At 76.1% G+C, this 16,058-nt stretch carries 17 protein-coding genes; 4 read left to right on the forward strand and 13 right to left on the reverse strand.

Annotated features, from left to right (window positions below; genetic code table 11):
- Nucleotides 1-9 precede the first annotated feature (9 nt).
- The gene (locus JIG38_RS11560) at nucleotides 10-402 is read right to left on the reverse strand and encodes an ATP-binding protein (protein WP_199423948.1); all 393 of its coding nucleotides are present in this window, start codon (nucleotides 400-402) and stop codon (nucleotides 10-12) included.
- Nucleotides 403-544: 142 nt separating this feature from the next.
- Between JIG38_RS11560 and JIG38_RS11565 the strand changes: the two genes are divergently transcribed.
- Complete coding sequence (locus tag JIG38_RS11565) at nucleotides 545-1,444, forward strand: alpha/beta fold hydrolase (protein WP_307844833.1); 900 nt, start codon at nucleotides 545-547, stop codon at nucleotides 1,442-1,444.
- A gap of 116 nt (nucleotides 1,445-1,560) precedes the next feature.
- On the opposite strand, the gene trxA is transcribed toward JIG38_RS11565, so the two are convergent.
- Nucleotides 1,561-1,965, reverse strand: coding sequence for a thioredoxin (gene trxA, locus JIG38_RS11570; RefSeq protein ID WP_199423950.1), 405 nt, complete (start codon nucleotides 1,963-1,965; stop codon nucleotides 1,561-1,563).
- 191 nt (nucleotides 1,966-2,156) lie between these two features.
- On the opposite strand from trxA, the gene JIG38_RS11575 reads away from it, so the two are divergent.
- The gene (locus JIG38_RS11575; RefSeq protein WP_199423951.1) at nucleotides 2,157-2,708 is read left to right on the forward strand and encodes an NUDIX hydrolase family protein; all 552 of its coding nucleotides are present in this window, start codon (nucleotides 2,157-2,159) and stop codon (nucleotides 2,706-2,708) included.
- 9 nt (nucleotides 2,709-2,717) lie between these two features.
- Here JIG38_RS11575 and JIG38_RS11580 read toward each other — a convergent pair whose 3' ends face one another.
- Genes JIG38_RS11580 through rph form a run of 3 tightly spaced genes read right to left on the reverse strand, consistent with a single transcriptional unit; the run spans nucleotide 2,718 to nucleotide 5,856 of the window.
- The gene (locus tag JIG38_RS11580) at nucleotides 2,718-4,466 is read right to left on the reverse strand and encodes an ATP-binding cassette domain-containing protein (protein WP_199423952.1); all 1,749 of its coding nucleotides are present in this window, start codon (nucleotides 4,464-4,466) and stop codon (nucleotides 2,718-2,720) included.
- Nucleotides 4,463-5,095 (reverse strand): RdgB/HAM1 family non-canonical purine NTP pyrophosphatase, encoded by a 633-nt coding sequence (rdgB, locus tag JIG38_RS11585; RefSeq protein WP_199423953.1) that lies wholly within the window; start codon nucleotides 5,093-5,095, stop codon nucleotides 4,463-4,465. The genes JIG38_RS11580 and rdgB overlap by 4 nt, the downstream gene beginning before the upstream one ends.
- Nucleotides 5,092-5,856, reverse strand: coding sequence for a ribonuclease PH (gene rph, locus JIG38_RS11590; protein ID WP_199423954.1), 765 nt, complete (start codon nucleotides 5,854-5,856; stop codon nucleotides 5,092-5,094). The genes rdgB and rph overlap by 4 nt, the downstream gene beginning before the upstream one ends.
- Before the next feature lie 94 nt (nucleotides 5,857-5,950).
- On the opposite strand from rph, the gene JIG38_RS11595 reads away from it, so the two are divergent.
- Complete coding sequence (locus JIG38_RS11595) at nucleotides 5,951-7,903, forward strand: hypothetical protein (protein WP_199423955.1); 1,953 nt, start codon at nucleotides 5,951-5,953, stop codon at nucleotides 7,901-7,903.
- An 11-nt stretch (nucleotides 7,904-7,914) separates the two neighbouring features.
- Here the strand turns inward: JIG38_RS11595 and JIG38_RS11600 are convergent, their stop codons facing one another.
- Genes JIG38_RS11600 through clpS form a run of 4 tightly spaced genes read right to left on the reverse strand, consistent with a single transcriptional unit; the run spans nucleotide 7,915 to nucleotide 10,440 of the window.
- Nucleotides 7,915-8,706 (reverse strand): MBL fold metallo-hydrolase, encoded by a 792-nt coding sequence (locus tag JIG38_RS11600; protein WP_199423956.1) that lies wholly within the window; start codon nucleotides 8,704-8,706, stop codon nucleotides 7,915-7,917.
- Nucleotides 8,703-9,521 (reverse strand): glutamate racemase, encoded by an 819-nt coding sequence (murI, locus tag JIG38_RS11605; RefSeq protein ID WP_199423957.1) that lies wholly within the window; start codon nucleotides 9,519-9,521, stop codon nucleotides 8,703-8,705. Before murI ends, JIG38_RS11600 begins: the two co-directional genes overlap by 4 nt.
- Before the next feature lie 20 nt (nucleotides 9,522-9,541).
- Nucleotides 9,542-10,156, reverse strand: a complete 615-nt coding sequence (locus JIG38_RS11610; protein ID WP_307844834.1) for a DUF2017 family protein — start codon at nucleotides 10,154-10,156, stop codon at nucleotides 9,542-9,544.
- Nucleotides 10,153-10,440 carry an ATP-dependent Clp protease adapter ClpS gene (gene clpS, locus JIG38_RS11615; RefSeq protein ID WP_307844840.1) on the reverse strand — a complete coding sequence of 96 codons (288 nt, stop codon included), beginning with the start codon at nucleotides 10,438-10,440 and terminating at the stop codon, nucleotides 10,153-10,155. Before clpS ends, JIG38_RS11610 begins: the two co-directional genes overlap by 4 nt.
- A 162-nt stretch (nucleotides 10,441-10,602) precedes the next feature.
- Between clpS and JIG38_RS11620 the strand changes: the two genes are divergently transcribed.
- On the forward strand, nucleotides 10,603-12,003 hold the full coding sequence (locus JIG38_RS11620) for a nicotinate phosphoribosyltransferase (protein ID WP_199423958.1): 1,401 nt from the start codon (nucleotides 10,603-10,605) through the stop codon (nucleotides 12,001-12,003).
- A 114-nt stretch (nucleotides 12,004-12,117) separates the two neighbouring features.
- On the opposite strand, the gene JIG38_RS11625 is transcribed toward JIG38_RS11620, so the two are convergent.
- The 4 genes from JIG38_RS11625 to JIG38_RS11640 form a co-directional block, all read right to left on the reverse strand.
- Complete coding sequence (locus tag JIG38_RS11625; RefSeq protein ID WP_199423959.1) at nucleotides 12,118-12,273, reverse strand: hypothetical protein; 156 nt, start codon at nucleotides 12,271-12,273, stop codon at nucleotides 12,118-12,120.
- 301 nt (nucleotides 12,274-12,574) lie between these two features.
- Complete coding sequence (locus tag JIG38_RS11630; protein ID WP_233404877.1) at nucleotides 12,575-14,293, reverse strand: DEAD/DEAH box helicase; 1,719 nt, start codon at nucleotides 14,291-14,293, stop codon at nucleotides 12,575-12,577.
- Nucleotides 14,294-14,388: 95 nt separating this feature from the next.
- Nucleotides 14,389-14,733 (reverse strand): DUF3039 domain-containing protein, encoded by a 345-nt coding sequence (locus JIG38_RS11635; RefSeq protein ID WP_199423961.1) that lies wholly within the window; start codon nucleotides 14,731-14,733, stop codon nucleotides 14,389-14,391.
- 191 nt (nucleotides 14,734-14,924) lie between these two features.
- The gene (locus JIG38_RS11640; RefSeq protein ID WP_199423962.1) at nucleotides 14,925-15,446 is read right to left on the reverse strand and encodes a putative endonuclease domain-containing protein; all 522 of its coding nucleotides are present in this window, start codon (nucleotides 15,444-15,446) and stop codon (nucleotides 14,925-14,927) included.
- Nucleotides 15,447-16,058 lie beyond the last annotated feature (612 nt).

A 16,058-nucleotide genomic window follows, 5' to 3' on the forward strand; every position in this document is an offset into this window, starting at 1 on the left:
GCGGCGACGTCAGGCGTCCGGGCGCGCCGCGTCGGCCGCCAGCGGCACGAGGAACCACACGCTCTTGGTGCCGTCGGGGCCGCGCTCGACCCCCCAGGCCTCCGCGAGCGTGTCGATGAGCATGACGCCGCGGCCCCCCTGGGCGGTCGGCGGGACGCGCTGCACGACCGGCAGCGAGGGCGAGGCGTCGCGGACCATCACGCGCACCGCGTCGCCGTCGCGGCGCAGGTCGAGGCGGACCTCGCCGCCCGGCGGACCGTGCCGCACGGCGTTGGTGACGGCCTCGGTGGTGAGGAGCGCGACGAGGCGCAACGCGTGCTCCGACGCGCCCTCGGCGCGGGCGAGGTTCACGGCCCACCGGCGACAGGCGGGGATGCGGGACACCTCGGCCGCGAACCTCACCTCACCGCCCTCCCGCACCCCGCGAGGGGTGCCGCTGCTCCGTCGTGGTCCGAGCGTGCCCGACCCGAGCCCGGACCGCACCCGGGCGTGCGGACCCGACGCGCGGCCGCGATCCTGGGGCCTGCGACCAGGGAGGGACGACGTGCTCGAGGACTTCACGCTGGCGACCGCGCGGCTCGCCGAGGTGGACGTGCGGTACCGCATCGGCGGTCCGACGCGGCAGGGCGCCCCGGGCGGGGTCGGGAGCGAGCCGGTCGTGCTGCTGCACGGGCACCCCCGGACCCACACGACGTGGCACCGGGTCGCGCCCCTCCTCGCCCGGGACCGCACCGTCGTGTGCCCCGACCTGCGCGGCTACGGCCTGTCCAGCGCGCCGCCGTCGGACGCGGAGCACCGGCCCTACTCCAAGCGCGCCATGGCGGGCGACGTCGCCGCGCTCATGGACCACCTGGGCCACGAGCGGTTCGCGGTGGTCGGGCACGACCGCGGCGCCTACGTCGCCCACCGGCTCGCCGCCGACCGTCCCGAGCGCGTGACGCGGCTCGTGGTGCTCGACGCCGTGCCCATCGGCGCGGCGCTCGAGCGCGCGGACGCCAGGTTCGCCCAGCGGTGGTGGCACTGGTTCTGGCTCGGCCAGACGGTCCGGCCCGCCGAGGACGTCATCGTCCGGGACGCGCCCGCCTGGTACGCCCTCCAGGCCGACCCGACGCTCATGGGCGCCGAGAACCACGCCGACCTCATGGCGGCGGTGCGCGACCCGGCGACGGTGCACGCGATGTGCGAGGACTACCGCGCGGGCCTCGGCGTCGACCGCGCGGCCGACGACGCCGACCGCGCCGCGGGACGTCGGCTCGCGTGCCCCGTCCTGGTCCTGTGGTCCACGCGCGACGACCTGGGCGAGCTGTACGACGACCCGCTCGCGGTCTGGCGCGAGTGGGCCGACGACGTCTCGGGCGGGACGGTCGACAGCGGTCACCACATGGCCGAGGAGGCGCCCGACGAGCTCGCGGCCGCCCTGGCGCGCTTCCTCGCCGGCCGCTGAGGCGTCCGGCGCCCTCGTCACCCGACCCCGCCTGACGTGAACCCACGGACGCGCGAGGAGGGCGCGGTCACCCGCGCCCTCCTCGGTCGTGCGGTGCCGGGCGTCCCGGCGAGGTCTCAGTGCTGGTGCTGGTGGTCGTGCTCGTGCTCGTGGTCGTGCTCCTGGCCCTGCTCGGCGAGCTGCGCCCGCACGGCGTCCATGTCGAGGGCCTTGACGGCCTGGACGACCTGCTCGAGGGACTGCTTGGGCAGCGCGCCCGCCTGGTTGAAGACCAGGATGCCGTCCCGGAAGGCCATGAGCGTCGGGATCGACGTGATGTTCGCCGCGGCCGCGAGGCCCTGCTCGGCCTCCGTGTCGACCTTGGCGTGGACCACGTCGGGGTGCTCGCCCGAGGACTGCTCGAACACCGGCGCGAACTGGCGGCACGGCCCGCACCACGAGGCCCAGAAGTCGACGAGCACGATGTCGTTGCTCGTCACGGTCTGCTCGAAGTCGGACTCGGTCAGCTCGACGGTCGCCATCGGGTTTCCTCTCGTTGTCGTCACGGTGGTCAACGCGTGCGCACCCTCGATATTCCGTCGGACGGGCCGCCCGCGCGCGTCAGGAGCACGTGCGGAGCGCCGCGGGACGGGCGCGCGCGGCGCGCCGAGCGACGTGGCGGCGGGGCGTGGGACGACGGCCCGCGGGCCCGGAGTCGCCTAGGCTGCCGCTCGTGACGGAGACCGCCGACTACCCCGAGGACCCCAAGCCCGACGGCTGGCTCACGCCCCGCGAGCTCGCGACGGCCCGGTCCCGGCTCCCCCTGCTCTACGTCGACGCGGTGCCCGTGCGCGTGGACGACAGCGGCGACGTCGTCGCGGTGGGCCTCCTGCTGCGGGTCAACAGCGTCGGCGAGATGACGCGCGCGCTGGTCTCGGGCCGCGTCATGTACCACGAGCGTGTGCGCGACGCCCTGCTGCGGCACCTGGAGAAGGACCTCGGCCCCGTCGCGCTCCCCCAGATCCCCGCCGCGCCGCAGCCGTTCACGGTCGCCGAGTACTTCCCGACGCCCGGCGTCACGCCGTACCACGACGTCCGCCAGCACGCCGTCTCCCTGGCGTACGTCGTCCCCGTCGCGGGTGACTGCCAGCCGCAGCAGGACGCCCTCGACCTCGCGTGGCTCACGCCCGAGGAGGCGTGCGGCGAGCAGGTCCAGGTCGAGATGACCGGCGGCCACGGGTACCTCCTGCGCCAGGCGATGGCGCACGTCGGCCGCCTGCCCTGACCCACGGCGTCAGAGCGCGAGCTCGGGCCACCCGTCGAGGTCGCGCCGCAGCGCGCGGTCGTGCGTCGCGACGACGACGGCGGCGCTCGTCGCCGTGAGCGCCTCGGTCAGCTCGTCCACCAGAGCGACCGAGAGGTGGTTCGTCGGCTCGTCCAGCAGCAGGACGTGCGGCGCGGCGAGGAGCGCCTTGGCGAGCGCGAACCGGCGCCGCTGACCCACCGAGAGCTCGGCGAGGGGCCGGTCGAGGTCCTCCTCCGTGAGGAGCCCGAGCGACGCGACCGGCACCAGGCGCTCGGGGTCGAGCGCGCCCGCCTGGAGGAGCGCGAGCGCGTGCGCCGCGTACGCGTCGAACCCCGTGGTCCCGGGGGCCGCGCCCGAGGCCCGCGGGACGCGGCCCGGGCTCGCCGCGTGGGACGTGCCCGACGCGTCGTCGTCCGCGTCGTCGTCCTGGCCGAGCAGACCCAGCCGGACCCCGGGCGCGACGTGCCGCACCCCGCGCACCGACAGCACCGTCCCGGCGAGGACGGCGAGCAAAGTCGACTTGCCAGCACCGTTCGGGCCCGTCACCAGCAGCCGTCCGCACGGCGGCAGGTCGACGCGGACGCCCGGCAGGTCGAGACGGCCGGGGACGCGCACCCCGCGCACCTCGAGCAGGGGCCGGGTGCCGGCGGCGACGTCGGTGGCCGGCGGCAGCGCCGGGAGGTCGGGGAACGCGAGCTCGAGCGGCGGGACCGGCACCTCGACGGCGGTCGCCTCGAGCCGCTGGACGAGGCGGTCCGCCGCCTTGACGTGGATCCGCGCACGCGTGGCGCGCCGGTGGCCCTGCGAGCCCTTGGGCGGGCGCCACGCGTCGGAGAGCCCCTCGTAGGCGTCGTCGAGCCGCTCGGCGAGCGTCGCGGCGCGCTTGCGCTCGGCGGCGTAGCGGGCACGCCAGCGCCGCAGGGCCTGGGTGCGCTGGAAGCGGTAGGTCGCGTAGCTCGACTCGCCGTAGAGCGTGGGCCGTCCGTCCATCGACGGGTCGAGGTCGAGGATCGCGGTCATGACGTCGTCGAGGAGCTGCCGGTCGTGCGTGACGATGACGACGACGCCCGGCCAGCGGCGCAGCTCCTCGGTGAGGTGCTCGATGCCGTCCTGGTCGAGGTGGTTGGTCGGCTCGTCGAGCAGCAGGACGTCCGGGCGCTGCGCGATGCGGCACGCGAGGCGCACCCGGTACCGCTCGCCGACGGACAGCTCGGCGAGCCGGCGCCCGGTGTCGCGGGGGGCGCCGAAGCGCGTGAGCGCCTCGTCGGCCCGCCGGTCGGCGTCCCACACCGCGAGGCGCTCGGCCATGGCGAGCGCGCGCGCGAGCCGGCCCGCGGCGGCGTCGTGCACCTCGGGGCGCGCGTCCGGGGCGACGGCGTCCATCGCCGCGTGGGCGGCCGCGAGCTCCGCGGCCGCGGCCCGGGCCGCCGCGAGCGCCTCCTCGACGAGGTCGCCGACGGTCGCACCGCCGCTCACCTCGAGCTCCTGCGCGACCGTCGCGAGCGAGCCCACCACGCGCACCTCGCCCGACGTCGGCGCGAGCTCGCCCGCGAGCACCCGGAGGAGCGTCGTCTTGCCCGTGCCGTTCTCCCCCACGAGGCCGATCCGGGAGCCCGGACCGGCCCGGAACGTCACGCCGCGCAGCACCGGTCGTCCCGGGTAGCCGACCTCGACGTCCCGCGCCGCGAGGTGGACGGCCGCGGCCGGGACGGTGGAGGCGGGCGCGAGCGCGCTCACAGCCTCGAGGCGACCACGGGGGCGAGCGCGCGGAACGCCTGACCGCGGTGGGAGATGGCGTTCTTCTCCTCCGCGGTGAGCTCGGCGCACGTGAGCGGGCTGCCGGCGGCTCGCGCGGGCTGGACGTCGGGCACGAGCACCGGGTCGTAGCCGAAGCCGCCGTCGCCCCGGGGCACGCGCGCCAGCCGGCCGCGCAGCACGCCGGTCTCGACGTGTTCGAACCCGTCGGGCGTCACGAGCGCCGCGGCGCACGTGAACCCCGCCCCGCGGTGCGCGTCGGGGACGTCCGCGACCTGGGCGAGAAGCAGGGCGAGGTTGGCGGCGTCGTCGCCGTGCCGTCCGGCCCAGCGCGCCGAGAAGATGCCGGGCGCGCCGCCGAGGACGTCGACGCACAGCCCCGAGTCGTCCGCGACCGCGGGCAGCCCCGTCGCCGCCGCGAGCGCGCGCGCCTTGAGCAGGGCGTTCTCGGCGAACGTCACGCCGTCCTCGTGCGGCGGCTCCGTGCCGAGGTCGGCCGCGCCCACGACGTCGGCCGGGTCGAGGTCGGGGACGACGGGGCCGAGGATCGAACGCAGCTCGCGGACCTTGTGCGGGTTGTGGGTCGCGAGGACGAGACGCGCCACCGTCACGCGCCCTGGGCGAGTGCGACGGCCTGGAGCTCGGTGAGGCGCGCGGTGCCCGCGACCGCGAGGTCGAGCAGCACGTCGAGCTCGCGCCGGTCGAAGGGCGTCTGCTCGGCGGTGCCCTGCACCTCGACGAAGTGCCCCCGGCCGGTGACGACGACGTTCATGTCGGTCTCGGCCCGCACGTCCTCCACGTAGGGGAGGTCGAGCATGGGCACGCCGTCGATGATGCCGACGCTCACGGCGGCGACGGAGTCGGTGAGCACGTCGCCCTTGCCCTTGATGCGGCCCGTGCGACGTCCCCACGCGACCGCGTCGGCGAGCGCGACGTAGGCACCCGTGATCGCCGCGGTGCGCGTGCCGCCGTCGGCCTGGAGGACGTCGCAGTCGAGGACGATCGTGTTCTCGCCGAGCGCCTTGACGTCGATCACGGCGCGGAGCGAGCGCCCGATGAGGCGCGAGATCTCGTGCGTCCGGCCGCCCACGCGGCCCTTGACCGACTCGCGGTCGCTGCGGGTCGACGTCGACCGCGGCAGCATCGCGTACTCGGCGGTGACCCAGCCCTCGCCCGAGCCCTTCTTCCAGCGCGGGACGCCCTCGGTGAACGACGCGGCGCACAGGACGCGCGTGCGGCCGAACTCGACGAGCACGCTGCCCTCGGCGGCGTCGAGCCAGTGGCGGGTGAGGGTCACGGGCCGCAGCTCGTCGGGGCGGCGGCCGTCGGCGCGGGTCGCCGGTGTGGATGTCGAGGTGGTGGGGGACGTCATGGGGACGACCCTAGGCGACACGTCGGGAGGTCCCGAGCCGACGACACCTGGCGGCCCTACTCTTCCACGCGATGGTCGGCCGGAGGGAGGCGACGTGGAACAGCAGTCGCTGACCCGGGACGTCGCCGGGCTGCTGGGTCCCGTCGTGCCGGCTGGACCCCTCCGCGCGGCCGTGGTGATGGCCCTCGCCGGGGCGGTGGTGGTCACGGCGGCCCGTGCGCCGGAGACGCCGCTGACCGCTGAGGTCGTCACGTCGGCGCCCGCTGTGCTGGGATCGCTGGTGCAGGCCGCCGCCCTCGCCGGCGCGGTGCTCGCCTTCCACTCGACCGCCGCCGGGCTCGCCCTCACCTCAGTCAGCCTGCTCACTCTGGGCGTGCTGCCGCACGGCCACCAAGGAGTTCCGCTGCCGTGGCTCGTCGCGGGCGGTGCGCTCGCCGTGCTCTCGCTGGTCGACGGGGCGACGCGTGCCCGGCGGTCGCTCCTGGCCCGGCAGGTGCTCGGCGCGGCGACACCGCTGGCACCGCCCGCGCTGAGGCATGGGCACGCACCGGCGATCCTCCGCCTCGGCCGATGGCGTCTGGTGGTAGCGGCCCTCCTCCTCGCCGTGACTGCGGGCTCGACGGGCTGGTGGTGGCACGAGGCCAACGAGCTCGCCGCGTTCCGCGCGCGCGCAAAGGAGGTGCCCACCGTCGTCGCTGCGGTCGCCGACGACGGGAGGACGATCGAGGTCGTCGTCGACGGCATGACGTTGCGCGTCCCCACCCACGCGCACGGGTATGTCCCGGACGAGCGGGTGCTGGTCCGGGTCGAGCGCGCGACGGGCCGGGCCGAGGTCGTCGACGACGTCGCGGACCCGTCGGTGGTGCTCCTGCTCGGCATGCCGTCCGCGGTCGTCGCGATCGCCCTGGTCAGTCGCACGTGGCGGCTCCGGCGGCAGGTCGGCGAGCTGCTCACCACCTCCCAGCCCGCCGTCTCGACCCTCGCCACGGGTGCGCCGCGGGCTCATGGTGTCCTCCTGAGCCCGGTCGACGACGTCACCGCCATCGCCGGGATCGCGCCGCGTCTTGTCGCCGTCGCGGGTCCGGGTGTCTTCGAGCACGCCGACCACACGCTCGACGACGGGGAGGACGACGGGGATGCGTGGGAGGAGGAGGAGGAGGAGGAGTGGGGCGTCGACGCGGAGGGCGGTGACGACCTGGACGACGGCTTCGACCCCGAACGGCCCTCGGGCGCGACCGGGCGCCCGGACGTGTCGGCGATGAGCGACCAGGAGCTCGTCCGCCTGGCTCGAGAGCGCCGGTGGTTCGAGCGGGAGGCGCCGCCACGGTCCGGCACCGACGCCTGGGCGCTCCAGGAGGTCGTCGTCGCGGGCCGTCTCGACCGGTCGGGGCCGGTCCTCGTGCGCCGGGGCGACGAAGTACTGGTGTCGACCGGGACGCTCGGGCACCCCCTGTGGCGCTCGATCCGCCCGGCGAGCACCCCGGCGACGGAGCCCTTGAGCACCCGCGCCGCCTACGGCCGGGCACGCGGCGCGGCGCTCATGGCCGTCGGGCGGGCGGCAGGTTCCTGGCTGCCCTGGGCCCTTCTGCCTGTCGTCGCGTCGACGTCGTGGTGGGTGGTCACGATCACCGGCCCCAGCCTCCGCCTGCTGGGCGCGGCGGTGACGTTCGCCACGGTCCCCTGGGCCCTCTCGGTGATCGGCACACCCGCGCTCGCCTTCGGACCGCGCGCGCTGCGGTGCTCGGGCCTGCTCCTGGACACGCGCATCCCGTGGGCGCGCGTCACCGGCGAGGCCGTGGACGGCGACACCCTCGTGATCCGCTACGACGACGGCCGTCCCGGCGGAGACGCGCTGCTCCTGCGTTCCGACCCCGAGCTGCGGCGACTTACCAAGGACGAGGCGTCGACCGGCCAGCTGGCCGAGCGCGTGCGAGCGGCCCGAACTCTGAGCGGCGCCCGCGGGCGGGTCGTCGTGCACCCGTCACCGGCCCTGCTCGCCGGCCTCGCCTGGCTGGCGGTCATGGTGGCGCCCGCGCTCGCGCAGTGACCGTCCCGACGTCAGAGCCGGACGACCATCCCGGGCCGTGCGGCGTCGACCGGCCCGGGGTAGACCTCTCGGGCCTCGGCGGTCGCGACGTCCGGGGCGTTCCACGCCGGGACGTGCGTGAGGAGCAGGCGCCGGGCTCCCCCGGCCGCGGCGGCCTCGCCCGCGCGGCGGCCCGTGAGGTGGATGCCGCGGACCGCGTCGTCGCGGCCCTCGACGAACGCCGCCTCGGACAGGAGGAGGTCGGCGCCGGTCGCGAGCGTCACGACGCCGTCGCACGCGTCGGTGTCCCCCGTGTACGCGAGCACGACGGTGCGCGCCGGGTCGTCCTCCGCCGGGCCCTCGACGCGCACGCCGAACGCGGGGACCGGGTGGTGGACGGCCACGGGCGTGAGGGTGAGCGGACCGACGGGCACGGGCGCCTCCGGGTCCCACAGGCGCACCGCGAGCTGGTCGGTGAGCCGCTCGCCCGCCTCGGTGCCGTACGCCTCCTCGAGCCGGCGCTCGGTGCCCACAGGTCCGTGCACGGGCAGCGGGTCGCGGACACGGCCGTCGGGCCGGTACTTGAGGTACACGTACAGCCCGCACAGGTCGGCCATGTGGTCCGGGTGCAGGTGGGACAGCGCGACCGCGTCGACGTCGGCCGGGTCGAGCAGGGCCTGGAGCGGCCCGAGCGCGCCGCTGCCCAGGTCCAGGAGCACCGACCAGGTGCGGCCGGCGTCGTCGTCGGCCTGGACGAGGTAGCAGGACGCGGCCGAGCTCGGCCCGGGGAAGGAGCCGGCGCAGCCGACGACCGTGAGCCTCATGCGCGCAGGCTCGCGGCGGGCTCGACGGCGACGACCTCCGGCCCGAGGAAGCGGCGGGCCAGGGTCGCGAAGGACCCGGCGTCCCCCGTCGCGAGGAAGCGGTGCTCGGGCGGGCCGAGGGCCGGGTCGCGCTCGAGGTTGTGCGCCACGAGCGTGCGGTAGACGTCCTTGGCGGTCTCCTCCGCGCTCGAGACGAGGGTGACCTCCTCGCCCATGACGTAGGAGATGACGCCGGTGAGCAGTGGGTAGTGCGTGCAGCCGAGCACGAGCGTGTCGACGTCGGCGGCGACGATCGGCGCGAGGGACTCGCGCGCGACGTCGAGCACCTCGGGGCCCGACGTGCGGCCCGCCTCGACGAGCTCGACGAAGCCCGGGCACGCCTGGGACGTCACCGTGAGGCGCGCGGCGACCGCGAAGGCGTCGTCGTAGGCGCGGGACTCGACCGTGGCGCGCGTGCCGATGACCCCGACCCGCCCCGTGCGCGTGGCCGCGGCCGCGCGGCGCGCCGCGGGCAGGATCACCTCGACGACCGGGAGGCCGCGGCGCTGGGTGTACCGCTCGCGCGCGTCGCGGAGCACGGCCGCCGACGCGCTGTTGCACGCGATGACCAGCATCTTCACACCCGCGTCGACGAGGTCGTCCATGACCTCGAGCGCGTGCGCGCGCACGGCGGCCAGGGGCTTGGGGCCGTACGGGCCGTTGGCGGTGTCCCCGATGTAGAGGACCGACTCGTGGGGGAGCTGGTCGAGCACCGCGCGCGCGACGGTGAGGCCGCCCACGCCGGAGTCGAAGATCCCGATGGGCGCGTCGCTCACACCCCGAGAGTAGTCGGCGCCTACCCGCGTTCCCGCCGCGCGCGGGGCAGCTCGCCCAGCATGAGCCCGACGAGCGACTCCTGGAGCTGCGTGAGCACCGCGTACACGGCCGCGAGCAGGTGGCGCGGGGACGGCTCCTGCGGCCCGACCTCGGCCGCGAGCCGGTAGACGTCCTCGGCGTCCTCGTCGGTGCGCACCCCCAGCCGCTCGGAGATGACGAGGCGGATGTCGGTGAGCGCGGCCGCGACGCCCGGCGCCTCGCTCGGCACGACGACGACCTCGGTGCGGGCGTCCGCGAGCGCCGCCCGCAGGCGTGCGAGGTTCGCGGCCTTGGTCGCGCGCAGGTCGGCCTCGGTGAACCGGCGGAACTCGGCCGAGACCTCGGCGTCGGGCGAGGCGTCCGGCAGGAGGCGGCGCAGCGCCGGGTCGTCGGGCGGCGCGACGGGCAGCGGCTCGAGCTCGAGCGCGTCGAGCGGGTGCCGGCTCGCGCCCCGGGCCCGGCGGCCGAGGCTCTCGTCCCCGCCGAGCAGCTCGACGACCTCGTCGACGACGTCGAGCAGCACGGCCCGTTCCGTCGGCGCGATGGCCACCACCCAGCCGCCGTCGTCCGGGCGGAAGGTCCAGGGGGTGCTCACGCGGCGCCCCGTCCCGACGCCTGCACCGTCGCCCACAGGCCGAACCCGTGCATCGCCTGCGTGTCGGTCTCCATCTGCTCGCGGGTGCCGTGCGAGACGGTCGCGCGTCCCTCCTCGTGGACCTGCCGCATGAGGCGCTCGGCGCGCTCGGCCGGCATGCCGAAGTAGGACCGGAAGACGTAGGTGACGTAGCTCATGAGGTTCACCGGGTCGTTCCAGACGACCGTGACCCACACGTCCGCCGTGCCGAGCTCCTCGCGGGTCCGCACGTCCTCGGACGGCACGGTCGAGGACGTCGCCCGCGCCCCGGCACGGACCACCGACCGGGCGCTCGGCACCCGCGTCCCCCTCGTCGACCCCACCGCCTCAGTCTAGGGAGGACGCGCCGCGACCGCCGTCGTGGCCGGACGAGCGGGACCCGTGATCATGCCCCTACGGTGGGGCGCATGAGTGCAGAGCCGCCCTCGTCCGCGCCCGCCCTGGCCCTCGACGGGGCCCTGACGCCCGCGACACCGGCGCCCGCGTCGTCCGCGCTCCTCACCGACCGGTACGAGCTGACCATGGTCCAGGCGGCGCTGCGGGACGGGACCGCGGCCCGTCACTGCGTGTTCGAGGTCTTCACCCGCCGGCTCCCCGCGGGCCGGCGCTTCGGGGTCCTGGCCGGGACCGGCCGGGTGCTCGAGGCGCTGTCGACCTTCCGGTTCGGCGACGACGAGCTCTCGTGGCTCTCGCGCCACGCCGTCGTGGACCGCGAGACGCTCGACTTCCTCGCCGACTACCGCTTCACGGGGACCATCACGGGCTACGCGGAGGGCGAGTGCTTCTTCCCCGGCTCGCCCGTGCTCGCGGTCGAGGGAACGTTCGCCGAGGCGGTCCTGCTCGAGACCCTGGTCCTGTCCATCCTCAACTACGACTCGGCGGTCGCCTCGGCCGCGTCGCGCATGACGAGCGCGGCCGTCGACCGCCCGTGCCTCGAGATGGGGTCGCGGCGCGCGCAGGAGCACGCCGCCGTCGCGGCGGCGCGCGCAGCCGTCGTCGCGGGCTTCGCGGCGACGTCCAACCTCGAGGCGGGGCGCCGCTACGGCCTGCCGACGATCGGCACGGCCGCGCACGCCTTCACGCTCCTGCACGACGACGAGCCGTCGGCGTTCGCGTCGCAGGTGGCCGCGATGGGTCCCGGCACGACGCTCCTCGTCGACACGTTCGACGTCATGCAGGGCGTCCGGAACGCCGTCGCGGCGGCCGGCCCCGGCCTCGGTGCCGTGCGGCTCGACTCGGGCGACCTCACGTTCCTCGCGCACGAGGTCCGCGCGCTGCTCGACGAGCTCGGCGCCCGCGGCACGAAGATCGTCGTGAGCTCGGACCTCGACGAGCACGCGATCGCCGCGCTCGCCGTCGCACCCGTGGACTCCTACGGCGTCGGCACGTCCGTCGTCACGGGGTCGGGCGCGCCCACGTGCGGCATGGTCTACAAGCTGGTCGCCCGGGAGGGACGGGACGGGCGCCTGGAGCCGGTCGCGAAGGCGTCCGCGCGCAAGGGCAGCAGCGGCGGCCGCAAGACCGCGGCGCGCCGGCTCGGTCCCGACAACCGCGCCGTCGAGGAGGTCGTGGTCACCGGTCCCGACCACGCCGTCGCGGCGTGGGCGCCGGCCGAGGGCGACCTCCGGGGCCTGCACGTGCCGCTCGTCGTCGCCGGCGCCGTGGACACGCGGTGGACGGGCAGCGCGGGCGTGGAGCACGCCGTCGAGCGCCACCACACCTCGCGCGCCGAGCTGCCCCGCGGCGCGCGGCGGCTCTCGGCGGGCGACCCGGCGCTCCCCACGGTCACGCTGACCCTCACGGAGTGAGGCCGGGCGGCGATGACGCTCGTGGGGTGAGGCGGACAGCACTGCGCCCGGGGCCCCGGGTGGTCCGGGGCCCCGGGCGCGGGGCTCTGCGGCTCGAGCGCCGCGGCGGCGTCGTTACACGCGCGCCTTGCCGCGTCCGACGAGGCCCAGGATCAGGCTGACGACGAGCACGATGATGCCGAGCCAGATGAGGAACTGCGCAGCCTCGACGGCGACGCCGAGGATGAGCAGCACGATGCCGACGATCAGGATGATCAGCCAGGTAGGCATGATGAGCCCTTTCTTCCAGGTCTCCCTCCCCGGGGGGTACCGGGGCGGGGGGTCTTGACAACGAGCGTGGCAGGTGTTTCCGCACCCCGCATCCGGAACGATCACGTCGCGCGGAACTCGCGGGTCGGTGGTATCGGGCGTCGCCCGGCTCGCTGACCTGCACCGATGCACGCGCTGGCGATGCGCGCGCGCCGGCATCGGCAGCGAGGTCGTCGTCCGAGCGGGTGAACGTCGGCGCCCGGGACGCGTCACGAGGCGTCGTCGGGCGGCCGTCCGGGCGCGCGCGTGCCGGGCCCGGAGGTCAGCGGCGGCCGACGAACCAGTCGCGGACGAGCGCCGCGCGCGCCTCGAGCTGCTCCTGGCTCGCGAGCGCGACCTCGGGTCCCCCGCACCGCCGTCGGAGCTCGGTGTGCACGGACCCGTGCGGCTGCCCGCTGCGTCGCGCCCATGCGCTGACGAGGGCGTTGAGCTCCTTGCGCAGCTCCGTGAGGCGCCGGTGGTCGACGGCGGGCCGCGGCGCGCGCCGTCCGGCCACCTGGTCCGCCTGCCGCTGGCGCAGGAGGGTGCTGACCTGGTCGGCGTCGAGGAGCCCGGGCAGGCCGAGGAAGTCCTGCTCCTCGTCCGAGCCGACCTCGGCGCCCGTGCCGAACTCGCCGCCGTCGAAGAGGACGCGGTCGAACGTCGCCTGCGCCTCGAGGGCCTGGAAGGTGCCCGCCACCCCGTCGGCGCCCACGGCGTCGGGCGTGCTCTGCTCGCGCTCGGCGGCGAGCAGGAGGTCGGCCTCCGGGTCGTCCGAGCGCTCCGGGCGGTCCAGCGCGTGGTCGCGCTCGAGCTCGAGCGTCGCCGCGAGCGCGAGCAGCTGCGGCACGCTCGGCAGGAAGACCGAGGCCGTCTCGCCGCGCCGCCGCACGCGGACGAACCGTCCGACCGCCTGGGCGAAGAACAGGGGCGTCGCCGTCGACGTCGCGTACACGCCGACCGCGAGCCGCGGGACGTCGACCCCCTCGGAGACCATGCGGACCGCGACCATCCAGCGCGAGTCGCCCTCGGAGAAGCTCTCGATGCGCTCGGAGGCGCCGTCGTCGTCGGAGAGGACCACGGTGGCCGCCTCCCCCGTGATGCGGCGCAGGTGCCCGGCGTAGGCGCGCGCGTCCGCCTGGTCGGTCGCGATGACGAGGCCGCCGGCGTCCGGCACGGTGCGGCGCACCTCGGACAGCCGCCGGTCCGCGGCCGCGAGGACCGAGGGGATCCACTCGCCCTCGGGGTCGAGCGCGGTGCGCCAGGCCTGGGCGGTCATGTCCTTGGTCAGGTCCTCGCCCAGGCGCGCGCTGACCTCGTCGCCCGCGCGGGTGCGCCAGCGCATCTGGCCGCTGTAGGACAGGAAGAGGACGGGACGGACGACGCCGTCCCGCAGCGCGTCGCCGTAGCCGTAGGTGTAGTCGGCGAGCGATCGCCGGATGTTGTCGGCGCCGGGCGCGTAGGTGACGAACGGGATGGGCGCGGTGTCGGAGCGGAACGGCGTGCCGGTGAGGGCGAGCCGCCGCGTGGCACCCTCGAACGCCTCGCGCACCGCGTCGCCCCAGCTCAGCGCGTCGCCGCCGTGGTGGATCTCGTCGAGGATGACGAGCGTGGGCGCTGCCGCGGTGCGGGCGGCGTGCAGCGCGGGCTTGCTCGCCACGCCGGCGTACGTCAGCGCGACGCCGTCGAAGCTCCCGCCGTGCCGGCCCTGGCTGTTGCGGAAGTTGGGGTCGAGGTGGACGCCCACGCGCGCCGCGGCGTCGGCCCACTGGCGCTTGAGGTGCTCCGTGGGCGCGACGACGGTGACGCGCCGCACGACGCCGCGCTGCAGCAGGTCGGTCGCCACGCGCAGCGCGAACGTCGTCTTGCCGGCGCCGGGCGTCGCGACCGCGAGGAAGTCCCGCGGCTGCCGCTGCTCGTAGGCCGTCAGCGCGGCCTGCTGCCAGGCGCGCAGCTTGCCCGCGGTGCCCCAGGGCGCCCGGCCGGGGAAGGCGGGCGGCAGGTGCGACGCGGCTGCGGCGGAGGGCGTGTGGACACCTCCGGGCGTGGCGAGGCCGGGCCCCTCCCAGGACTGACGCGCCGCGTGGTGCGGGGCGCTCACCGTCCGCCGTCGGAGCCGGCGCCGTCGCCGGGCTTGTCGCCGTCCTGCGGGTCCCGCAGGCCGTCGTAGATCTCCTGGCAGATCGGGCACACGGGGAACTTCTTGGGGTCGCGGCCCGGCACCCACACCTTGCCGCAGAGCGCGACGACCGGGCTGCCGGACAACGCCGAGGCGAGGATCTTCTCCTTGCGCACGTAGTGCGAGAACCTCTCGTGGTCCCCCGGCTCGACCTGCTGGCGGGTCTCCTCGCGCTCGAGGACGCTCGTCGCGCCGCCGGCACCGGGACCGCCGGGCTGCCCGAAGGGGTCGTCCGGGCCGGTCGGTGCAGTCGGCTGGCTCATGCCCCCATTCTACGACCCACCCCCGACACCTCTCCCGCCCCGCTCCCCACCCCCGCCCCGCTCCCCACCCCCCACCCACCCCCGCCGACCGCCGGTTCGCCGAGGTCGCTGGTCTGCGCCGAGGTCGCTGGTTCCAACCAGCGACCTCGACGGGAACCAGCGACCTCGGCGCACTGGCCGGTCCCCCGGGGTCACGACCGGCGACGGGCACGAGCGAGACCGGCGCGGACGCGGACGACCAGCTGGTCCGGGCGCTGGAGATCCCCCCACGTGACGCGGACGACCGTCCATCCCGCCTCCTCGAGCGCGTCCTGCCGGCGCTTCTCCCGGAGCACCGCCTCGGCGGCCGCCTCACCCTCGCCGTACTTGCCGGCACCGTCGAACTCGACGCAGAAGCTCACCTCCGGCCAGCACAGGTCCGGGTAGAAGACGCCCATCGACGTCCGCACCGGCACCTGAAGCTCGCCGGGCGCCAGACCGGAGACGGTGAGGATCCAGCGCGTCATCGACTCGCCAGGAGACTCCGCGCGAGGGTCTGCCGCCGCCCAGACGAGCCGCGCGCGTCGGACGCCCCGACCGCCGGGGGCGCCGAGCAGGCGCTCGACCTCGCCCGCCACCACGCCGAGGCGGAGAGCGGAATCGGCGAGGGCCAGCGCCGCGCCCGCCGGCATGGTCCGGGCGCAGTCGGCCACGGTCCGCGCGAGTGAGGTCACGGGGAGCCCGTCGATCCGGGCTCGCTCCGCCGCCGGCACGGCGCGGTGGTGCCGGACCAGGGTGTCGCGTTCGCCCCCGCGCCCCCCGGGACGGTGCTCCTGCACGACATGGGTCGCTGTCGGCGCGGGCCAGACGACACAGCCCCACACCAGCGCCGCTGAGACGTGGCTGAACCAGAACGGCAACGTCAGGCGTCGGTGTGCCGCCACGATCGCCGCTCGCGCCCGGGCCTCGGCGAGGACCTGCCCGGGACCGCCGAGGTCGCCCGAGACGTACGCGCCACGTCGCAGGCGGACCACGGCACCCGTCTCGACCTCTCGCCGCAGGTCAGCGGTGTGGTGCTCCCGGGCAAGCAGCACGGGCGGGGCGGCGAACCTCGGGCGCACCACCGTCGTCGGGCGAGCGAGGGCAGGGCGTGCAGCGGCGTCCACACCAGCAGGCTCGTTCCCGACCCACCCGCCGTCACGACGGTGCCGCCGGGCCTGTGGACGACTGTCCCGTCCACGCCCGCCCCATCCCCGACGCCGAGGTCGCTGGTTCGCGTCGGGGGGGGGGGGGGGGACAACCCCCCCCCGCCCGGCGCCCCCCCCCCCCCCGCGGGGGCGGCCCCC

It is taken from the genome of Actinotalea solisilvae (assembly GCF_016464425.1).
In the GTDB taxonomy this organism is placed as follows: Bacteria; Actinomycetota; Actinomycetes; order Actinomycetales; family Cellulomonadaceae; genus Actinotalea; species Actinotalea solisilvae.

Excerpts from the sequence above, each read along its gene's own strand:
- JIG38_RS11620 (WP_199423958.1), top strand. The coding sequence starts at position 10,603 with ATGAGTGCAGAGCCGCCCTCGTCCGCGCCCGCCCTGGCCCTCGACGGG.
- JIG38_RS11635 (WP_199423961.1), bottom strand. The coding sequence starts at position 14,733 with ATGAGCCAGCCGACTGCACCGACCGGCCCGGACGACCCCTTCGGGCAG.
- JIG38_RS11625 (WP_199423959.1), bottom strand. The coding sequence starts at position 12,273 with ATGCCTACCTGGCTGATCATCCTGATCGTCGGCATCGTGCTGCTCATC.
- trxA (WP_199423950.1), bottom strand. The coding sequence starts at position 1,965 with ATGGCGACCGTCGAGCTGACCGAGTCCGACTTCGAGCAGACCGTGACG.
- JIG38_RS11600 (WP_199423956.1), bottom strand. The coding sequence starts at position 8,706 with ATGAGGCTCACGGTCGTCGGCTGCGCCGGCTCCTTCCCCGGGCCGAGC.
- rph (WP_199423954.1), bottom strand. The coding sequence starts at position 5,856 with ATGACGTCCCCCACCACCTCGACATCCACACCGGCGACCCGCGCCGAC.